General features: G+C 53.3%; 22 protein-coding genes and 1 other annotated feature. Of the genes, 11 read left to right on the top strand and 11 right to left on the bottom strand.

Annotation, left to right across the window (positions count from 1 at the left end; all coding sequences use genetic code 11):
- Window positions 1-82 precede the first annotated feature (82 nt).
- From bamD to pheA, 4 genes are all read left to right on the top strand, one after another.
- On the top strand, window positions 83-820 hold the full coding sequence (bamD, locus tag BFV64_RS17070; RefSeq protein ID WP_014884865.1) for an outer membrane protein assembly factor BamD: 738 nt from the start codon (window positions 83-85) through the stop codon (window positions 818-820).
- 267 nt (window positions 821-1,087) lie between these two features.
- Window positions 1,088-1,429, top strand: a complete 342-nt coding sequence (raiA, locus tag BFV64_RS17075) for a ribosome-associated translation inhibitor RaiA (RefSeq protein ID WP_014884866.1) — start codon at window positions 1,088-1,090, stop codon at window positions 1,427-1,429.
- 103 nt (window positions 1,430-1,532) lie between these two features.
- Window positions 1,533-1,658, top strand: a sequence feature (Phe leader region).
- The gene (pheL, locus tag BFV64_RS25525; RefSeq protein WP_100249759.1) at window positions 1,534-1,581 is read left to right on the top strand and encodes a pheA operon leader peptide PheL; all 48 of its coding nucleotides are present in this window, start codon (window positions 1,534-1,536) and stop codon (window positions 1,579-1,581) included. Its footprint overlaps the feature before it by 48 nt.
- A 30-nt stretch (window positions 1,659-1,688) precedes the next feature.
- Window positions 1,689-2,849 (top strand): bifunctional chorismate mutase/prephenate dehydratase, encoded by a 1,161-nt coding sequence (gene pheA / locus BFV64_RS17080; protein WP_023331106.1) that lies wholly within the window; start codon window positions 1,689-1,691, stop codon window positions 2,847-2,849.
- On the opposite strand, the gene BFV64_RS17085 is transcribed toward pheA, so the two are convergent.
- The 3 genes from BFV64_RS17085 to aroF are packed head-to-tail and all read right to left on the bottom strand — an operon-like array spanning window position 2,846 to window position 5,981.
- Complete coding sequence (locus tag BFV64_RS17085) at window positions 2,846-3,718, bottom strand: SMP-30/gluconolactonase/LRE family protein (protein ID WP_069602304.1); 873 nt, start codon at window positions 3,716-3,718, stop codon at window positions 2,846-2,848. The genes pheA and BFV64_RS17085 overlap by 4 nt on opposite strands.
- Window positions 3,719-3,778: 60 nt before the next feature.
- Window positions 3,779-4,900, bottom strand: a complete 1,122-nt coding sequence (gene tyrA, locus BFV64_RS17090; RefSeq protein WP_023337646.1) for a bifunctional chorismate mutase/prephenate dehydrogenase — start codon at window positions 4,898-4,900, stop codon at window positions 3,779-3,781.
- Between the two features lie 10 nt (window positions 4,901-4,910).
- Window positions 4,911-5,981: a 3-deoxy-7-phosphoheptulonate synthase AroF gene (gene aroF, locus BFV64_RS17095; protein WP_014884870.1), complete on the bottom strand. Its 1,071-nt coding sequence runs from the start codon at window positions 5,979-5,981 to the stop codon at window positions 4,911-4,913.
- Between the two features lie 214 nt (window positions 5,982-6,195).
- Between aroF and BFV64_RS17100 the strand changes: the two genes are divergently transcribed.
- From BFV64_RS17100 to BFV64_RS17115, 4 genes are all read left to right on the top strand, one after another.
- Window positions 6,196-6,570, top strand: a complete 375-nt coding sequence (locus BFV64_RS17100; protein ID WP_014884871.1) for a DUF2799 domain-containing protein — start codon at window positions 6,196-6,198, stop codon at window positions 6,568-6,570.
- Window positions 6,571-6,771: 201 nt separating this feature from the next.
- Entirely contained in the window at window positions 6,772-7,260 is a 489-nt protein-coding gene (gene yfiR / locus BFV64_RS17105; RefSeq protein ID WP_072169712.1) for a regulatory sequestration protein YfiR, read from the top strand.
- Window positions 7,253-8,473 carry a diguanylate cyclase DgcN/YfiN gene (gene dgcN / locus BFV64_RS17110; protein ID WP_014884873.1) on the top strand — a complete coding sequence of 407 codons (1,221 nt, stop codon included), beginning with the start codon at window positions 7,253-7,255 and terminating at the stop codon, window positions 8,471-8,473. Before yfiR ends, dgcN begins: the two co-directional genes overlap by 8 nt.
- A 12-nt stretch (window positions 8,474-8,485) precedes the next feature.
- Window positions 8,486-8,971: an OmpA family protein gene (locus BFV64_RS17115; protein ID WP_069602305.1), complete on the top strand. Its 486-nt coding sequence runs from the start codon at window positions 8,486-8,488 to the stop codon at window positions 8,969-8,971.
- Window positions 8,972-8,973: 2 nt separating this feature from the next.
- On the opposite strand, the gene BFV64_RS17120 is transcribed toward BFV64_RS17115, so the two are convergent.
- From BFV64_RS17120 to ffh, 7 genes are all read right to left on the bottom strand, one after another.
- Complete coding sequence (locus BFV64_RS17120; protein ID WP_063614188.1) at window positions 8,974-10,344, bottom strand: PepSY-associated TM helix domain-containing protein; 1,371 nt, start codon at window positions 10,342-10,344, stop codon at window positions 8,974-8,976.
- A 38-nt stretch (window positions 10,345-10,382) separates the two neighbouring features.
- Window positions 10,383-10,787 carry a DUF2946 domain-containing protein gene (locus BFV64_RS17125; protein ID WP_045281750.1) on the bottom strand — a complete coding sequence of 135 codons (405 nt, stop codon included), beginning with the start codon at window positions 10,785-10,787 and terminating at the stop codon, window positions 10,383-10,385.
- 132 nt (window positions 10,788-10,919) lie between these two features.
- A complete protein-coding gene (gene rplS / locus BFV64_RS17130) occupies window positions 10,920-11,267 on the bottom strand; it encodes a 50S ribosomal protein L19 (protein ID WP_002914145.1) in 348 nt (115 codons plus the stop codon).
- A gap of 43 nt (window positions 11,268-11,310) precedes the next feature.
- Window positions 11,311-12,078 (bottom strand): tRNA (guanosine(37)-N1)-methyltransferase TrmD, encoded by a 768-nt coding sequence (gene trmD / locus BFV64_RS17135; RefSeq protein WP_014884877.1) that lies wholly within the window; start codon window positions 12,076-12,078, stop codon window positions 11,311-11,313.
- A gap of 31 nt (window positions 12,079-12,109) precedes the next feature.
- Window positions 12,110-12,649, bottom strand: a complete 540-nt coding sequence (gene rimM, locus BFV64_RS17140; RefSeq protein WP_028014127.1) for a ribosome maturation factor RimM — start codon at window positions 12,647-12,649, stop codon at window positions 12,110-12,112.
- 15 nt (window positions 12,650-12,664) lie between these two features.
- Entirely contained in the window at window positions 12,665-12,913 is a 249-nt protein-coding gene (gene rpsP / locus BFV64_RS17145) for a 30S ribosomal protein S16 (RefSeq protein WP_003863133.1), read from the bottom strand.
- Window positions 12,914-13,029: 116 nt separating this feature from the next.
- Entirely contained in the window at window positions 13,030-14,391 is a 1,362-nt protein-coding gene (ffh, locus tag BFV64_RS17150; RefSeq protein ID WP_014884878.1) for a signal recognition particle protein, read from the bottom strand.
- Between the two features lie 166 nt (window positions 14,392-14,557).
- On the opposite strand from ffh, the gene BFV64_RS17155 reads away from it, so the two are divergent.
- Together BFV64_RS17155 and BFV64_RS17160 are read left to right on the top strand one after the other, a co-directional pair.
- Window positions 14,558-15,349, top strand: coding sequence for a cytochrome C assembly family protein (locus tag BFV64_RS17155; RefSeq protein WP_014884879.1), 792 nt, complete (start codon window positions 14,558-14,560; stop codon window positions 15,347-15,349).
- An 18-nt stretch (window positions 15,350-15,367) separates the two neighbouring features.
- On the top strand, window positions 15,368-16,654 hold the full coding sequence (locus tag BFV64_RS17160) for an HlyC/CorC family transporter (RefSeq protein WP_032635780.1): 1,287 nt from the start codon (window positions 15,368-15,370) through the stop codon (window positions 16,652-16,654).
- A gap of 51 nt (window positions 16,655-16,705) precedes the next feature.
- On the opposite strand, the gene grpE is transcribed toward BFV64_RS17160, so the two are convergent.
- Window positions 16,706-17,299 carry a nucleotide exchange factor GrpE gene (gene grpE / locus BFV64_RS17165; RefSeq protein WP_014884881.1) on the bottom strand — a complete coding sequence of 198 codons (594 nt, stop codon included), beginning with the start codon at window positions 17,297-17,299 and terminating at the stop codon, window positions 16,706-16,708.
- Between the two features lie 122 nt (window positions 17,300-17,421).
- Here grpE and nadK point away from each other — a divergent pair, with 122 nt between their 5' ends.
- Window positions 17,422-18,300 (top strand): NAD(+) kinase, encoded by an 879-nt coding sequence (gene nadK, locus BFV64_RS17175; RefSeq protein ID WP_008502500.1) that lies wholly within the window; start codon window positions 17,422-17,424, stop codon window positions 18,298-18,300.
- Window positions 18,301-18,346 lie beyond the last annotated feature (46 nt).

Raw genomic sequence — 18,346 nt, forward strand, 5'->3', positions numbered from 1 at the left:
TAGTGTGCTATTGTAGCTGGTCTTAATCGGGAGCAGGAACAGAGTTTCTCCCGGACAAACATTTGAGGAAAGTCAAAACGTCATGACGCGCATGAAATATCTGGTGGCAGCGGCCACGTTGAGCCTGGCTTTGGTGGGCTGCTCCGGTTCGAATGAACAGGTCCCTGACAATCCGCCGAATGAGATCTATGCGACTGCACAACAAAAGTTGCAGGACGGTAACTGGAAACAGGCGATAACGCAACTGGAAGCGTTGGATAATCGCTATCCATTTGGTCCGTATTCGCAGCAGGTACAGTTAGATCTTATCTACGCCTACTACAAAAATGCCGACCTCCCGCTGGCTCAGGCAACTATCGATCGTTTCATGCGTCTGAATCCGACTCATCCTAACATCGATTACGTCATGTATATGCGCGGTCTGACCAACATGGCGCTGGATGACAGTGCTCTGCAGGGCTTCTTCGGCGTGGATCGTTCCGATCGTGATCCCCAGCATGCGCGTGATGCCTTCAATGACTTCTCCAAACTGGTGCGCGGCTATCCAAACAGTCAGTACGTGACCGACGCGACCAAACGTCTGGTGTTCCTGAAAGATCGCCTGGCGAAGTATGAATACTCCGTTGCGGAATACTATACCCGCCGTGGCGCATGGGTTGCCGTGGTTAACCGCGTAGAAGGTATGCTGCGTGATTACCCGGATACTCAGGCAACGCGTGACGGCCTGAAGCTGATGGAAAATGCTTACCGTCAGATGCAGATGACCACTCAGGCTGAAAAAGTGGCGAAAATTATCGCCGCGAATAGCAGCAACACCTGATAGTGCTTCAATGCAAAACGGCAGCCCGAAGGCTGCCGTTTTTGTATCCATTTCTGATATTCGCTGAAGCGCTTTATCTCAACTCATCCCGTCAACTATGACCGCAATTTTTGCCTTCCACAAGGTAAATCTCACCTCTTCCTGCCCTGCCTCACAAAAAAGATTCCCTGACAAAAACCGACAAAATAACGTGATCTAAATCACACATTTTGACATTAGGTCGGGTATGCTGGAATCACCAAGACGGAAAGACAAGAGGTAAAATTTATGACAATGAACATTACCAGTAAACAAATGGAAATTACTCCGGCAATTCGCCAGCACGTCGCAGACCGTCTCGCCAAACTGGATAAATGGCAAACTCACCTGATTAACCCGCATATCATTCTGTCTAAGGAGCCACAGGGTTTCATCGCTGACGCAACTATCAATACTCCAAACGGCCATCTGGTCGCCAGCGCAAAACATGAAGATATGTACACGGCTATTAACGATTTGATCAACAAGCTGGAACGGCAGCTCAATAAAGTGCAACACAAAGGTGAAGCCCGTCGCGCCGCATCCTCGGTGAAAGACGCCAGCTTCGCGGAAGAAGTTGAAGAAGAGTAATCCTTTAAATTGAGTGTACCGCCAACGCGCCTTCGGGCGCGTTTTTTATTGACAGGGTGAAAACAGTACAGGTACTTTAACGGTATCAATCACAGGATGATGTTATGAAACTTACGCCGTTCTTCTTCGCATTCTTTTTTACCTTCCCCTGACCGGGAGGCGTTTCGTCGTGTGATAAAGAATGCGAAGACGAACAACAAGGCCTCCCACACCGGGGGGCCTTTTTTATTGATAACGATAAAATGAGACAGGCGACACTATGACACCGGAAAACCCGTTACTGGACCTGCGCGTAAAAATCAGCGCGCTGGATGAGAAATTACTGGCACTGCTGGCCGAACGTCGCATGCTCGCCGTTGAAGTAGGGAAAGCCAAACTGGACTCCCATCGTCCGGTACGTGATATTGACCGCGAACGCGATCTGCTGGAACGTCTGATCCAGCTCGGCAAAGCGCACCACCTCGATGCCCATTACATCACCCGGTTGTTCCAGCTCATCATTGAAGACTCCGTTCTCACTCAGCAAGCGCTGCTCCAGCAGCATCTGAACAAAACTAACCCGCATTCTGCGCGTATCGCCTTCCTCGGCCCGAAAGGCTCTTACTCTCACCTGGCCGCACGTCAGTATGCCGCTCGCCATTTCGAAGAATTTATTGAGAGCGGCTGCGCAAAATTTGCCGATATCTTTAACCAGGTCGAGACCGGCCAGGCGGATTACGCCGTCGTGCCCATTGAAAACACCAGCTCGGGTGCCATCAACGACGTTTACGATTTGCTGCAGCACACCAGCCTGTCGCTGGTTGGCGAGCTGACGATCCCTATCGATCACTGCGTGCTGGTCTCCGGCTCAACCGATCTGAGCAAGATAGAAACCGTCTACAGTCATCCCCAGCCGTTCCAGCAGTGCAGCCAGTTCCTGAACCGCTATCCGAACTGGAAAATCGAGTACACCGAAAGCACCTCCGCGGCAATGGAAAAAGTGGCGCAGGCTAACTCGCCAGCCGTCGCTGCACTCGGTAGCGAGGCGGGTGGCGCGTTGTATGGCTTACAGGTGCTGGAGCGCAACCTGGCAAACCAGACGCAAAATATTACCCGTTTCGTGGTGCTGGCGCGTAAGTCCATCAATGTGTCAGACCAGGTTCCAGCGAAAACCACGCTGCTGATGGCGACCGGACAACAGGCGGGTGCACTGGTTGAAGCCCTGCTGGTGCTGCGCAACCACAACCTGATCATGACCAAACTGGAATCGCGTCCGATTCACGGTAACCCGTGGGAAGAGATGTTTTATCTCGATATCCAGGCCAACCTGGAGTCTGCCTCCATGCAGAAGGCCCTGCGTGAACTGGGTGAGATAACCCGTTCCATGAAAGTGCTGGGCTGCTATCCGAGCGAAAACGTCGTGCCTGTCGATCCAAGCTAACGTTCGATAAAGCGACTTTTCTTCATCCCTGCCACATTTACGGGCAGGGTGAAGATGGCGCCGGAGAGCGGATACTCAGCCACCTCTTCTGCATCCATATTTTCCCGCGTGGTCGTAATGAACAGCGTTTTCATATCATCGCCGCCAAAGCAGACCATCGTCGGGCAACGTACAGGCAAGCGATACTCTTCCAGCTGCTCCCCTTGCGGTGAAAAACGCGCGATACGCCAGCCGTCAAACATTGCGCTCCAGTAGCAGCCTTCCACATCGACTGCCGCGCCGTCCGGTATCCCTTCGCCCTCTTTAAATTGACGAAAGATCTCACGTCTGCCGGGTTCACCCTGCTGATCAACCGGAGTGCGATAGATCACCCCATTCGGCGTATCGGAGGTATACATCCACCGCTTATCCGGACTAAACGCTAAGCCGTTATGCCCGTGAATATCACACTGGATTACTTTCGGTGTCAGATCGTTGTCGATACGCATCAGCAACGCGCCGTTGTAATCCCCCGGCCCCCAGAACGTCCCCGCATAGAAACGCCCCAGACTGTCGGTTCCCCCGTCATTAAAACGCGCCAGCTGTGGATTAGAGGGGTTATCGCACACCTTACGCTGCAGGAGGCCATGCTTATCGGCAAGCCAGATGCCATTGCGCATGGCCACGATAAACCCGCCGCGTCCACGCAACGCAAAACAGCCCACTTCCTCATGGAAAGAGAGCACGGTGTGTTCTGCCGTTGGCAGATGATATCGGTGGATTTCGCCTTCCAGGATATCGGCCCAGTAGAGCGCATGCTCTTCAGCGCTCCATGTCGGACACTCAGGCAGGTGCCCGGTGTAATTAAACAGCAGCTGCGGTTCAGCCATGACAGTTCCCCAAAATGAAAAAAGCCAGCAATGCTGGCTTTCAGTATATACATCATCGGATTACTGGCGACTGTCATTTGCCTGGCGCAACAGCGTGCGGCTTTCGCTCTGGAAACGCGTGGCGTAATCACCGAACCAATGCTCCACTTTACGGAAACTGTCGATAAACGCCTGCTTGTCGCCATGCTCCAGCAGCGTAATGGCTTCGCCAAAGCGCTGATAGTAACGTTTGATCAGTGCCAGATTATTTTCGGACGACATAATAATGTCGGCGTAAAGCTGGGGATCCTGCGCAAACAGACGTCCAACCATCGCCAGTTCCAGACGATAGATCGGTGATGAGAGCGCCAGCAGCTGTTCAAGCTGCACGTTCTCTTCCGCCAGATGCAGACCGTAGGCAAAGGTCGCAAAGTGGCGCAGTGCCTGAATAAACGCCATGTTCTGATCGTGCTCAACCGCGCTGATGCGGTGCAGTCGTGCGCCCCATACCTGAATCTGTTCGAGGAACCACTGATAGGCTTCCGGCTGACGCCCGTCGCAGTAAACCACCACTTGCTTCGCCAGGCTGCCGCTGTCCGGGCCAAACATCGGGTGCAAACCCAGTACCGGACCCGTATGCGCGGCCAGCATTGCCTGCAGCGGACCATTTTTGACAGAAGCGAGGTCCACCAGGATGCAATCCTGCGGTAAAGGCGGAAGTTTTCCGATGATCTGCTCCGTCACGTGGATCGGCACGCTGACGATAACCATTCCCGCGTCTTTCATCAGTTCTGGCGCCTGGGCCCAGTCCTCTTTCTCCAGAATGCGCACCTGGTAGCCAGAAAGCGTCAGCATTTTTTCAAACAGACGCCCCATCTGCCCGCCGCCGCCGACAATCACCACCGGACGCAGGGACGGACAGAGGGTTTTGAAGCCTTTGTCGTTTTCGCTGGAATAGGATTCGCGCATTACGCGACGCAGCACATCTTCAATCAAATCCGGCGAAACACCCAGCGACTGGGCCTCTTTACGACGGGAAGCCAGCATTGAGGCTTCCCGCTCCGGAACGTAAATCGGCAGGCCGTATTTACTTTTTACTTCACCGACTTCAGCAACCAGTGCCATACGGCGCGCCAGCAGATCCAGCAGCGCCTTGTCCACTTCATCAATTTGATCGCGTAATGCGGTCAATTCAGCAACCATAGCTAACCTCTTAAGCCAGACGCGTCGCCAACTGGCCATTTAAATCTTTATGGATCTCACGCAGCAGCGCATCGGTGGTTTCCCAGCTGATGCAGGCATCCGTCACGGAGACGCCGTGCTTCATCGCACTGCGCGGTTGTTCAGATGACTGATTACCTTCATGAATGTTGCTCTCAATCATCAGACCGATAATCGAACGGTTGCCGTCTTTGATCTGTGCGACCACGGATTCGGCAACCGCGGGCTGGCGACGATAATCTTTATTCGAATTACCATGACTGCAATCTACCATCAGTGCCGGGCGCAGTCCCGCCTGCTCCATCTCTTTTTCACACTGCGCCACATCTGCCGGGCTGTAGTTTGGCGCTTTACCGCCGCGCAGGATCACATGACCGTCCGGGTTACCCTGAGTTTGCAGGAGGCACACCTGGCCCGCCTGGTTGATACCCACAAAACGGTGCGGCATTGCGGCGGCGCGCATAGCGTTGATCGCCGTCGCCAGACTGCCATCGGTACCGTTTTTAAAACCAACCGGCATCGACAGACCAGACGCCATCTCGCGGTGGGTTTGCGATTCCGTCGTCCGCGCACCAATCGCAGACCAGCTGAACAGATCGCCCAGGTATTGCGGGCTGTTCGGATCAAGCGCTTCGGTTGCCAGCGGCAGCCCCATGCTAACCAGCTCCACCAGCAGGCGACGCGCAATCTTCAGCCCTGCTTCCACATCAAACGAGCCATCCATGTGCGGATCGTTAATCAACCCTTTCCAGCCAACGGTCGTGCGTGGCTTCTCAAAATAGACGCGCATCACCAGATAGAGGCTATCGCTGACCTCCTCCGCTAATGCTTTAAATCGATGAGCGTACTCAATGGCGGTTTCAGGATCGTGAATAGAGCAAGGACCACAGACCACCAGCAGGCGCGGATCGCGACCCGCGATAATGTCAGAAATGGTCTGGCGAGAGTGCTCAATTTGAGCCTCCTGCGCGGCACTCAGCGGGAATGCTGCTTTCAGTTGATCCGGGGTAATTAAAACCTGTTCGTCAGTGATATGTACGTTGTTCAGCGCGTCTTTTTGCATGATGGCGATCCTGTAATGCTCGTTTGCGATAGTTGTTATCCTCGATGAGGTGAAGCAACGATACCACAACAAGTAAAGATTTCAATCCAAAATCCGTAAATATTACTTTACAGAAGCTAATTATTAGCAAAAAACAGCCGTTAAATACGTAAACTTTAAATTACACTCCGATTTTCTTCCGCCAGGCTATGCTGAAGAAAAAAGGAGAATCGCTATGCGCTCAATTGCTCTGGTGTTGTTGTTGCTGTTTTTATCGGGCTGCCAGATTAATCCTTACACTTTTCAGCCCCACTGGACGACTCCGGACTGGTTCAGTGCCGGAAAAGAAGACGCCATGAATGGCTTGCCGGTTAAAGATAACCAGACCCTGGCCGATAGTTTTAATGACCCTCATGTTGATCGTAGCGAATATCTCCGCGGCTACGCTGATGGTCAGAAGAAAGTATGCGAAGAGGGTTTTATTCATGCCTGGGGATTAGCGGGCAAATCTTATCCTGCCAGTTGTGATAGTGTTGAAAATGCTGTGAAACTCCGTGCGTCATGGCAAAAAGGAATGGACGAAAGTATGCGTTCCAGCAGACTTAATTAAGTCTGTGTTTATCCCCTGGAAAATAAACCACTGTAGGATTTAGCTTAGGTCAGCCGAAGGCTATTTCTGACATAATGACGGCTCAGACAAACAATGGTATTCTGCCCGCATCTCTTAAGGACATCTATTTCCGGAGCGGTACGGCGGATTCTGGTGAGAAATTCATACTTGATCTCTTTGTTCCGACTCACTCTGGTGTTAATGCTGTTTCTTATGGTGGGCCCGGCGACGGCAGGCGCGCTCACGGAGACGGATAAATCGGTACGTTCGATTGTCTCGGGGATTGTGAGCTATACGCGATGGCCGTCACTTTCCGGACAGCCCAGGCTTTGCATTTATGCCACCTCTCACTACACGCACGCACTCAGCGGCAATGAAGGGCATACCGAGTTACCCTACACTCCCGTTATTGTCCGTAACGATCGGGAAGCCCTGGACGCGACGTGCGATGCTGTTTATTTCGGGTCTGAACCGCCGGCAAAACAACTTGAATTAATAAGTCAATATCAGGGCAGAGCATTGCTATTAATCTCAGAGCAAAATCCGGAATGTGTTATTGGCAGTGCTTTTTGCCTGATAATCGAACGTGGCCAGGTGCGGTTTTCCGTCAATCTGGATGCATTGACGCGCAGTGGTGTCAGGGTCAATCCCGATGTATTAATGCTTGCACGGAATAAGCAGCATGGATAAAGATTTCACCTCGACGCCACGTCCAACGTTTAAAAGAACGCTGAGGCGAAACAGCATGATAAGCGTCATCATCACGATGACGCTTATATGGCTGTTACTCTGTTTTGCTTCCGTCGTGACGTTAAAACAATACGCGCAAAAGAATCTCGAATTAACCGGCGCCACCATGAGCCACAGTCTTGAAGCCTCTCTGGTTTTCAACGATTCGTTGGCCGCCAACGAAACCCTCGCAGCCCTGGGTAAGCAGGGGCAGTTTGCCGTAGCAGAAGTCATTAACGTACACAAAAAGCGTTTTGCATACTGGTCCTGGAATCCGAAGGATAATAACGACACGCTGGGGGCGCTGGTCAGCCGCTGGCTTTTCCCTGTACCGATTGCACAGCCAATCATGCATAACGGCTCGATGATCGGCGAAATTCGCCTTACCGCGCGTGACAGCCTGATTAGCCACTTCATCTGGATGTCGTTTGCCGTTCTTACCGGCTGTATTCTTTTTGCCACCGTCGTCGCGATCGCCATTACCCACTCTCTGCATCACGGCATGGTCACTGCCCTGCAAAACATCACCGATGTGGTGCATGACGTCCGCACAAACCGTAATTTCTCCCGACGGGTGAAAGATGGGCGTATCGAAGAATTTCACCAGTTTGGTGAAGACTTCAACAGCCTCCTGGATGAGATGGAGGAGTGGCAGCTTAAGCTTCAGGCGAAAAATGCCCAACTATTGCGTACCGCCATGCACGATCCGCTCACCGGCCTTGCTAACCGCGCAGCGTTTCGTAACAGCATTGCGGCACTGATGAACGACCCTTCGGCGAGAATAAATTCGGCCCTGCTCTTCCTTGATGGTGATAATTTTAAGTTTATCAATGACACCTGGGGACACGCGGCAGGAGACTGCGTGCTGATTGAAGTCGCCAGCAGGATGGTGGAATTTGGCGATAAGCGCCATCAGTCCTATCGCCTTGGCGGTGACGAATTTGCCATGGTGCTGTACGGCGTTCATTCTGAGCTTGAAGTTCAACACATTTGTGCTGCGTTATCGCAGCAGTTTATCCGTCCGTTTGATCTGCATAACGGACAAAAAGCATCAATGTCACTCAGCATTGGCTTTGCTCTGGCGTGGGAAAATGCGTCCGTTGAAGCATTACTGGAAAAAGCCGACCGCAATATGTATCAGGTCAAAAACCAGCGTACAAAAACAATAAGTTAGAAAGGATATACTATGTTAAAACGATACTTCTCGCCGTTAGTCCTGGCCTCACTGGTTCTGGCAGGCTGTCAGTCGCCGCCTGAAGGTAAATTCACGCCAGAACAAATTGCAGCGATGAAGTCCTACGGTTTTAACGAACTGAACGGCGACTGGTTCCTGGGATTATCGGATACCATTCTGTTTGATAAAAATGACGCCAGACTCCGTTCCGAAAGTGAAACACAGATCCAATCCATGGCCTCTCGTCTGGCGAAAACCGGCCTGAATCACGCTCGAATGGATGGTCATACGGATAATTACGGCGAAGAAAGTTACAACGAAGCGCTGTCGTTAAAACGTGCCAATGCCGTTGCCGACGCATGGGCGAAGGGAGCGAATATTCCGCGCGAGAATCTCACCACCCGGGGATTAGGCAAAAAATACCCGATTGCGAGCAACAGTACCGCGCAAGGGCGCGCTGAAAACCGCCGGGTATCAGTGGTTATCAGCACGCCATAGGGTTATTTAGCGGATGATTCGGCGAGCGACACGCCTGTTGCCGCTCGCCAGCGTAGCCAGTCGATCAGAATAAACAGCGCCAGACTCACCCCCATCACAGGCAAAGCCAGCCCCAGTAGCACGCTGATGATGAGCGTAACACCTCTTCCCCATCCTGACAGCGCCAGCCAGCACTGACAAAGCGTTTGTACCGGATTGACTGCCGATTGTGCCGGGCGACGCATCCACCACATCCGGTACCCCCAGATGATAAGCACGCACAGGGCAAGCCCGAAGGCAACGAGCAGCAGCTGATTCACCAGCCCGAATAAAATCCCCATATGGAAATCTACGCCCCAGCGGGTCAGTTTTGCCATTAGCGGGAAATCCTCAAAACGGGTTCTGTCCAGAACCTGCATCGTACCGGGATCAACCGCAACCGCATCCACCTGAGTTGGCCAGCTGCGATCGATTTCCGTCACGGTCCAGGCACGGTCCGCCGTTTTCGCCGGGCGGATCTCAAGCTTGCTGGCATCAATCCCCGCTTTACGCGCCGCGCTTAATACGCCATCAAATTGCGTCAGATCCATCGCCATTTCAGGCATCATCATGCCAGCATGGTGACCGCGATGCTCCGCGTGTTCGTCCATCATGGCAGGCGCACCTGAAAGCGTGGTGTTCACCTGAGGCGTAAGCCAGTTCATTTGTGCCCGGAGTTTATCGACGTTTCCGCCCGCCCACTGCGACCACGTCAGGCCGGTTGCGGAGAACAACAGCATTCCGCCCAGCAGGATCCAGCCTAATACCACATGCACACGACGACGGTTCTGGAAGCGGTTGTTAATTCGCCGTTTCGGTCGGGTATAAAACCACAGGGCAATACCGCCCAATGCGGCAACCCACATCCACGACGCGGCCAGTTCGCTATAGAGACGCCCGATATCACCCAGCATCAAAGAGGTATGCAAATAATCAATGGTCTGGCGCAGCGGTAAAATCCCGCTGGTGCCGTACACCGTCATATCCCCCAGCACCGCCAGATTTACCGGATCGACAAAGATAGCCCGGTTTTCCGATGGCTCCAGCGTCGGGTCAGCAAACATCACGCGGGTGGTTTCGCCTTCAACCAGCCCCGGACGAACGGCGTGCAAACGCAAATCTGAACCCACGATTTTTTCCGCCACGGCAATTTGGTTCGCCAGCGGCTGCGGCTCGCCCGCGGAATCGGTGTGGAGCGCGTGCCGATAGAGGACATTTTCCAGCTGTGGCGTCGCCACATACAGCGTACCGGTTAACGCAGCGAAGAAGATAAACGGGCCAACAAACAGCCCGATGTAGAAATGGAGGCGACGCAGCAGGTTTCCCCATGCCGCGCGCGGTGTGCAGGTAGTCATACTTTTCCTTTTTAAGGCAAAAAGTTATCGATATTTTTTTAAAGGGAGAAAGCAGACTGCCGCGGCGGCGCGCGGGTATCGGGGTAAAGCCAGGGGAAAAAGTGCCAGTGGCTGACCGCCTGACGCGGCGGCTTAAGGCGAAGCCGTTGCAGCACCACGCAGAGCAGGACAATCAGCGCCAGCATCATGCCAGGTACATGCGCTAACAGCACGCAGTAACCGCACGCTTCCGCATGGTCGACAGGCATCGTATGCGGCGTATCGCCATGATGCGCGTCCATCGACATCATGCTCATGTCATGATGCATGCCCGGCATGGCACTCATGGGATCTTTCTGCAAGGAGACGGAGATAAGCGGCGCTACCACGATCAGCAGGATCGCAAACAGCGCGGTCAAGGCCGCTGCGCGTTTCCAGGTGTGCTGATGCAGTACGTTGCCCACTTTCCCTCCATTCAAGAGGCAAGCATTGTAAATGATTTATGACAAAAGGGTTAATGCGAGAGGTGCGATGCGATAAAAAAAGGGCCGGCCTTTCGGCCAGCCCTTTCTAACAGGATGTCGCTTAAGCGAATCTTAGTTCAGACGCTCTTTAATACGAGCAGACTTACCAGTACGCTCACGCAGGTAGTACAGTTTAGCTTTACGTACAGCACCACGACGTTTAACAGCAATGCTGTCAACTACCGGAGAGTGAGTCTGGAAGACACGCTCAACGCCTTCGCCGTTGGAAATTTTACGAACAGTGAATGCAGAGTGCAGACCGCGGTTACGAATAGCGATAACCACGCCCTCGAATGCCTGCAGACGTTTTTTGGAACCTTCAACAACCCATACTTTCACTTCCACGGTGTCACCTGGACGGAAGGAAGGTACGTCCTGCTTCATCTGCTCTTGTTCAAGTTGCTTAATAATGTTGCTCATAATTTAATCTCTTATCCTGGGTAAACTGATATTCGGGAGCGTATTACGCCTTCCCATCATGTTCATGCTGCTGGTTCGCGTGTTCAGTTTTGAACTCGGCCAGCAACTTTGCTTGCTCTTCAGTCAGAGCCAGGTTTTCCAGAAGTTCAGGTCTTCTAAGCCAGGTTCGGCCCAGCGACTGCTTCAAACGCCAGCGACGTATCTCGGCATGGTTTCCAGACAGTAACACCGCCGGGACTTCCATCCCTTCTAACACTTCAGGACGAGTATAGTGTGGGCAGTCCAGCAACCCATCGGCAAAGGAATCTTCCGTTGCCGAAGCTTCATGGCCCAGTACACCCGGAATGAACCGGGCAACGGAGTCAATCAGCGTCATCGCTGGTAACTCACCACCGCTGAGAACGTAATCGCCGATAGACCATTCTTCGTCAATCTCGGTTTGAATTACGCGCTCATCTATCCCTTCGTAGCGACCACAGACCAGAATCAGCTTTTGATTCGTCGCCAGTTCGCTCACGCCCGCTTGATCAAGCTTGCGTCCCTGAGGTGACAGATAAATCACCTTTGCGCCTTCACCTGCCGCGGCTTTTGCTGTGTGAATGGCATCCCGCAAGGGTTGCACCATCATCAACATCCCCGGTCCGCCGCCGTAAGGACGATCGTCCACGGTACGGTGCCGGTCATGCGTGAAGTCACGAGGACTCCAGCTCTGGATGCTCAGCAGGCCATTCTTTACTGCCCGGCCAGTTACCCCGTAATCGGTAATCGCGCGGAACATTTCAGGAAACAGGCTAATTATGCCAATCCACATAGCGCCGTCTTTTACCGTTTATCCGGAGAATTTAAAAACCAGGATCCCAATCTACTTCAATGGTTTGAGTAGCGAGATCGACTTTCTTGATAACCTGTCCATCGAGGAACGGGACCAACCGCTCCTTGATGCCAAATGCATCTTTCAGGTTTGCCTTAATGACGAGAACGTCATTTGACCCGGTTTCCATCATATCGATGACTTTTCCCAGGCTGTAGCCTTCGGTAGTGACTACCTGGCAACCCATAAGGTCTTTCCAGTAGTAGTCGCCCTCTTCCAGCTGCGGCAACTGCGACGAATCCACGACAATTTCACAATTAGTCAGCGCATTCGCGGCATCACGATCGTCAATGCCTTTCAGCTTGATGATGATGTCCTGATTGTGGTGACGCCAGCTTTCCAGCTCGACCTCTTCCCACTTACCGGCTTTCTGGATAAACCAGGGCTGGTAATCAAAAATGCTATCAGCGTCTTCAGTGGAGGAAAACACTCTGAGCCAACCACGGATACCGTAGCAAGAACCCATTTTTCCCAATACGATCGGTTCAACAGGTGCTTTATTGCTCATCATGACCACCGTGACAGATTAAGCTGCTTTGTTTGCTGCTTTGATCAGCGTAGCAACGCGATCGGAAACAGTAGCGCCCTGGCCAACCCAGTGAGCGATACGATCCAGATCCAGACGAGTTTCTTCTTCTGCGCCAGCGGCCAGTGGGTTGAAGAAACCAACGCGCTCGATGAAGCGACCGTTGCGTGCATTACGGCTGTCAGTGACAACAACCTGGTAGAACGGACGCTTTTTAGCGCCGTGACGAGCTAAACGAATAGTTACCATAACATCCTCTTGTGTGAATAAAACAACCGGGCCCCATCGAGGAACGGAGCCCGGGTGTCATATTAAAAGCCCGAAAATTTTACTCATTTTCGGGCAAAAAGCAATCTCAAAAGCGATTATCGCCCAGGAAAGCCGGGGGGCATCATGCCTTTCATCCCGCGCATCATCTTCGCCATGCCGCCTTTCTTCATTTTCTTCATCATGCGCTGCATGTCGTCGAACTGTTTCAGAAGGCGGTTAACGTCCTGCACCTGCATGCCGCAACCGGCTGCGATACGGCGTTTACGGGAACCTTTGATGATGTCCGGGTTAGCGCGTTCTTTCAACGTCATCGAGTTGATGATCGCCTCCATACGCACCAGCACTTTATCATCCATCTGCGCTTTCACGTTGTCTGGGATCTGCCCCATGCCCGGCAGTTTGCCCATCAGGCTGGCCATGCCGCCCATGTTTTTCATCTGGCGCAACTGCTCAAGGAAGTCGGTCAGATCGAAACCGTCGCCTTTTTTCAGCTTGCTGGCGAGTTTTTCCGCCTGCGCACGGTCAACCTTGCTCTCGATATCTTCAATCAGCGACAGCACGTCGCCCATGCCGAGGATACGGGAGGCAATACGATCCGGGTGGAACGGCTCCAGCGCTTCGGTTTTCTCGCCCACGCCAAGGAATTTAATCGGCTTACCGGTGATGTGGCGAATCGAGAGCGCCGCACCGCCGCGGGCGTCGCCGTCCACTTTGGTCAGCACCACGCCGGTTAACGGCAGCGCTTCGTTAAACGCTTTCGCGGTATTCGCCGCATCCTGACCGGTCATGGCGTCGACAACAAACAGGGTCTCTACCGGGTTGATAGAGGCATGCACCTGCTTGATCTCATCCATCATCGCTTCGTCAACGTGCAGACGACCGGCGGTATCCACCAGCAGCACGTCGTAGAATTTCAGCTTCGCCTCTTTCAGCGCGGCGTTAACGATGTCGACAGGCTTCTGGGCCACGTCTGACGGGAAAAAATCCACACCAACCTGCTCGGCCAGGGTTTCCAGCTGTTTGATCGCCGCCGGGCGATAGACGTCCGCAGAGACCACCAGCACTTTCTTCTTGTGCTTCTCACGCAGGAATTTACCCAGCTTACCGACGCTGGTCGTTTTACCCGCCCCCTGCAGGCCCGCCATCAGCACCACGGCCGGTGGCTGAGCCGCCAGGTTAAGCACCTGGTTCTCTTCGCCCATCGCCGAAACCAGTTCGTTACGAACGATTTTGACGAACTCCTGACCCGGGGTCAGGCTCTTGTTAACTTCATGACCAACCGCCTTCTCTTTAACGCGGTTGATAAAATCACGAACAACCGGCAACGCGACGTCTGCTTCCAGCAGCGCCATGCGCACTTCGCGCAGCGTTTCCTTGATGTTCTCTTCAGTAAGGCGTCCGCGGCCGCTGATGTTGCGCAGCGTGCGCGACAAACGATCGGTTAAATTATCAAACATTGTCTCTCGCCTGAGTAGAAACGTTGGGCCGCATTGAGCGACACATACACAGAATTTTGCCGGAGTATAACATGAAGGCGTCTTTGTTGTTATGCAACGGTTGGAGCAGGCGTCACGTAACGTTATACTGCTTCTCTTTCTTATTAAGACAACTGTCGATGCCTATATGCCTGTTTTCGCACTGATCGCCCTTGTTGCCTACTCTGTCAGCCTCGCGCTGATCGTTCCCGGACTGCTGCAAAAAAACAGCGGCTGGCGGCGCATGGCTATTCTTTCCGCGGTGATCGCACTGATAAGCCACGCGTTTGCGCTGGAATCACGTATCATCCCCGGCGACGGCAGCGTGCAAAACCTGAGCGTCCTCAACGTCGGCTCGCTGGTCAGTTTGATGATCTGTACGGTAATGACCATCGTGGCGTCTAAAAATCGCGGCTGGCTGCTGCTACCGATTGTCTATACCTTCGCGCTGATCAATCTGGCCTTAGCCACCTTTATGCCCAATGAATTCATTACGCATCTGGAAGCGACCCCGGGGATGCTGGTGCATATCGGCCTGTCGCTGTTTGCCTACGCGACGTTGATCATCGCGGCGCTTTACGCCATGCAGCTCGCCTGGATTGACTACCAGTTGAAAAACAAAAAGCTGGCGTTTAACCATGAAATGCCGCCGCTGATGGTCATTGAGCGTAAAATGTTCCACATCACCCAGGTCGGGGTGGTGCTGCTGACGCTCACGCTCTGCACAGGCCTGTTCTACATGAAGAACCTGTTCAGCGTGGAGAATATCGATAAAGCGGTGCTCTCCATCATCGCGTGGTTTGTCTATATTGTCCTGTTATGGGGCCATTATCATGAAGGCTGGCGCGGTCGCCGCGTGGTCTGGTTCAACGTCGCGGGGGCGGGCATTCTCACCCTTGCCTATTTTGGCAGCCGCTTCATACAGCAATTTGCTGGCTAAGAAACAAAGGAGTTCCCCCTGGAACACATCTCTACCACCACGCTGATCGTTATCCTGATCGTCATGGTGGTCATCTCCGCCTATTTCTCCGGCTCGGAAACCGGCATGATGACCTTAAACCGCTACCGGTTACGTCATCGTGCCAAACAGGGTAACCGTGCCGCACGTCGCGTTGAAAAACTGCTCCGCAAGCCGGATCAACTGATAAGCCTGGTGCTCATCGGTAACAACCTCGTCAATATTCTTGCCTCAGCTCTGGGCACCATCGTCGGTATGCGCCTGTACGGCAACGCCGGGGTCGCTATCGCCACCGGCGTGCTGACGTTTGTGGTACTGGTGTTTGCTGAAGTGCTGCCTAAGACCATCGCCGCGCTTTACCCGGAGAAAGTCGCCTACCCGAGCAGCTTCCTGCTGGCGCCGCTGCAAATCCTGATGATGCCGCTGGTCTGGTTGCTGAATATGGTGACGCGCGTACTGATGCGGCTGGTGGGCATCAAAGCCGATGTCACCATCAGCAGCGCGCTCAGCAAAGAGGAACTGCGCACCATCGTGCACGAATCCCGCACGCAGATTTCCCGGCGCAATCAGGACATGCTCCTGTCGGTGCTGGATCTGGAAAAAGTGAGCGTGAACGACATCATGGTGCCGCGGAACGAAATCGTCGGTATCGACATCAACGATGACTGGAAAGCCATCGTCCGCCAGCTGACGCACTCCCCGCACGGGCGCATCGTGCTCTATCGCGACTCGCTGGATGATGCCATCAGCATGCTGCGCGTGCGTGAAGCGTACCGCCTGATGACCGAGAAAAAAGAGTTCACCAAAGAGGTTATGCTGCGCGCCGCCGACGAAATTTACTATGTGCCGGAAGGAACGCCGCTCAGCACGCAGCTGGTTAAATTCCAGCGCAACAAGAAAAAAGTCGGCCTGGTCGTCAATGAATACGGCGACATTCAGGGACTGGTGACGGTCGAAGATATTCTGGAAGAGATAGTCGGCGACTTTACTACGTCAATGTCGCCTTCTCTCGCGGAAGAGGTCACCCCGCAAAACGACGGTTCAGTGCTGATTGACGGGAGCGCGAACATTCGCGAACTCAATAAAGCCTTTAACTGGCATTTGCCGGAAGATGAAGCGCGTACGATTAACGGGATGATTCTGGAAGCGCTGGAGGAGATCCCGGCGGCAGGCACGCGGGTGCGCATTGAGCAGTACGATATTGATATCCTGGACGTGCAGGACAATATGATTAAGCAGGTGAAGGTTCTGCCCGTCACGCCGCTTCGGGAAAGTATTGCCGAATAAAATGTAGGCCGGGTAAGGCGAACCCCGCCACCCGGCACTACAGGTAGCAAATTACGCTTTCGCTTTCGCCACGGTCACCATCGCAGCGCGAATGGTACGGCCGTTCAGGGTATACCCTTTCTGCATCACGCCCAGCACTTTACCGGCTTCAATCTCTTCAGATTCGACCATCGCAATCGCCTGGTGGACGTTTGGATCCAGCGGAACGTTGGTATCGGCAATCACTTCCACGCCAAACTTACGCACCACGTCGAGCATGGATTTCAGCGTCAGTTCGATACCTTCGATCATCGCCGCATTGTCCGGGTTCGCTTTATCAGCCACTTCCAGGGCGCGATCGAGGCTATCAATCACCGGCAGCAGTTCGTTGACGAATTTCTCCAGCGCGAATTTATGCGCCTTCTCAACGTCCTGCTCGGTACGACGACGCAGGTTTTCCATTTCCGCCTTGATACGCAGAACACTTTCGCGTTCGCGATTCTGTGCTTCTACCAGTTGGGCTTCCAGATTCGCAATTTTTTCATCGCGCGGGTCCACCTGCTCAGCAGATGCGTCTGGCTCTACTGCCTCAACTTCATCGTGCTGTTCCGTGATAATTTCTTCAGGGGCTTGCCCCTCAGGCGTTTTCTGTTCTTTACTACTCATGAATTTCTCCGCGTTTTTCTGCATTCATCTCGCTAACTTCGCTTATTATGGGGATCAGTTTCCTGGATTCAAGGGAACAAGAGAGATTGTCATCATTCATCAGGCACAAGGACCTCCAGAAAATGAATAATCATTTCAGGTGTATTGGGATCGTCGGGCATCCGCGTCACCCTACCGCATTGACGACACATGAAATGTTGTATCGCTGGTTGTGTAGCAAAGGCTATGAAGTGATGGTCGAGCAGCAGATTGCGCAGGAGCTGCAGCTCAAGAGCGTCAAAACCGGCACGCTGGCTGAGATTGGTCAACAGGCCGATCTCGCCGTGGTGGTGGGCGGTGACGGAAACATGCTCGGTGCCGCACGCACGCTGGCGCGCTATGATATCAAGGTTATCGGCATCAACCGAGGCAATCTCGGCTTTTTAACCGATCTCGATCCGGACAACGCGCAACAGCAACTGGCTGACGTGCTGGAAGGTCACTATATCAGCGAAAAGCGCTTCTTACTGGAAGCGCAGGTGTGCCAGCAGGACTGCCAGAAGCGCATCAGCACCGCGATTAACGAGGTCGTACTTCACCCCGGTAAAGTGGCGCATATGATTGAGTTCGAAGTCTATATCGACGAAATCTTTGCCTTCTCGCAGCGCTCTGACGGGCTGATTATCTCCACTCCAACCGGCTCAACCGCCTACTCACTTTCTGCGGGTGGCCCCATTCTGACGCCCTCGCTGGATGCCATTACCCTGGTGCCGATGTTCCCGCACACGCTCTCCGCCCGCCCGTTGGTCATCAACGGTGACAGCACGATACGTCTGCGCTTCTCGCACCGCCGTAACGACCTGGAGATCAGTTGCGACAGCCAGATTGCGCTGCCGATCCAGGAAGGTGAAGATGTCCTCATTCGCCGATGCGATTACCACCTGAACCTGATTCACCCGAAAGATTACAGCTATTTCAACACATTAAGCTCGAAGCTCGGCTGGTCAAAAAAATTGTTCTGATTTTACATCCAGGACTTTACTGTATAAAAAACCAGTTTATACTGTA

Origin of the sequence: Enterobacter kobei (assembly GCF_001729765.1) — a bacterium.
In the GTDB taxonomy this organism is placed as follows: Bacteria; Pseudomonadota; Gammaproteobacteria; order Enterobacterales; family Enterobacteriaceae; genus Enterobacter; species Enterobacter kobei.

Bases quoted from the DNA above. Each gene is read 5' to 3' on its own strand.
- bamD (WP_014884865.1), top strand. From the start codon at position 83: ATGACGCGCATGAAATATCTGGTGGCAGCGGCCACGTTGAGCCTGGCT.
- raiA (WP_014884866.1), top strand. From the start codon at position 1,088: ATGACAATGAACATTACCAGTAAACAAATGGAAATTACTCCGGCAATT.
- pheA (WP_023331106.1), top strand. From the start codon at position 1,689: ATGACACCGGAAAACCCGTTACTGGACCTGCGCGTAAAAATCAGCGCG.
- BFV64_RS17085 (WP_069602304.1), bottom strand. From the start codon at position 3,718: ATGGCTGAACCGCAGCTGCTGTTTAATTACACCGGGCACCTGCCTGAG.
- tyrA (WP_023337646.1), bottom strand. From the start codon at position 4,900: ATGGTTGCTGAATTGACCGCATTACGCGATCAAATTGATGAAGTGGAC.
- aroF (WP_014884870.1), bottom strand. From the start codon at position 5,981: ATGCAAAAAGACGCGCTGAACAACGTACATATCACTGACGAACAGGTT.
- BFV64_RS17100 (WP_014884871.1), top strand. From the start codon at position 6,196: ATGCGCTCAATTGCTCTGGTGTTGTTGTTGCTGTTTTTATCGGGCTGC.
- yfiR (WP_072169712.1), top strand. From the start codon at position 6,772: ATGCTGTTTCTTATGGTGGGCCCGGCGACGGCAGGCGCGCTCACGGAG.
- dgcN (WP_014884873.1), top strand. From the start codon at position 7,253: ATGGATAAAGATTTCACCTCGACGCCACGTCCAACGTTTAAAAGAACG.
- BFV64_RS17115 (WP_069602305.1), top strand. From the start codon at position 8,486: ATGTTAAAACGATACTTCTCGCCGTTAGTCCTGGCCTCACTGGTTCTG.
- BFV64_RS17120 (WP_063614188.1), bottom strand. From the start codon at position 10,344: ATGACTACCTGCACACCGCGCGCGGCATGGGGAAACCTGCTGCGTCGC.
- rplS (WP_002914145.1), bottom strand. From the start codon at position 11,267: ATGAGCAACATTATTAAGCAACTTGAACAAGAGCAGATGAAGCAGGAC.
- trmD (WP_014884877.1), bottom strand. From the start codon at position 12,078: ATGTGGATTGGCATAATTAGCCTGTTTCCTGAAATGTTCCGCGCGATT.
- rimM (WP_028014127.1), bottom strand. From the start codon at position 12,649: ATGATGAGCAATAAAGCACCTGTTGAACCGATCGTATTGGGAAAAATG.
- rpsP (WP_003863133.1), bottom strand. From the start codon at position 12,913: ATGGTAACTATTCGTTTAGCTCGTCACGGCGCTAAAAAGCGTCCGTTC.
- ffh (WP_014884878.1), bottom strand. From the start codon at position 14,391: ATGTTTGATAATTTAACCGATCGTTTGTCGCGCACGCTGCGCAACATC.
- BFV64_RS17155 (WP_014884879.1), top strand. From the start codon at position 14,558: ATGCCTGTTTTCGCACTGATCGCCCTTGTTGCCTACTCTGTCAGCCTC.
- grpE (WP_014884881.1), bottom strand. From the start codon at position 17,299: ATGAGTAGTAAAGAACAGAAAACGCCTGAGGGGCAAGCCCCTGAAGAA.
- nadK (WP_008502500.1), top strand. From the start codon at position 17,422: ATGAATAATCATTTCAGGTGTATTGGGATCGTCGGGCATCCGCGTCAC.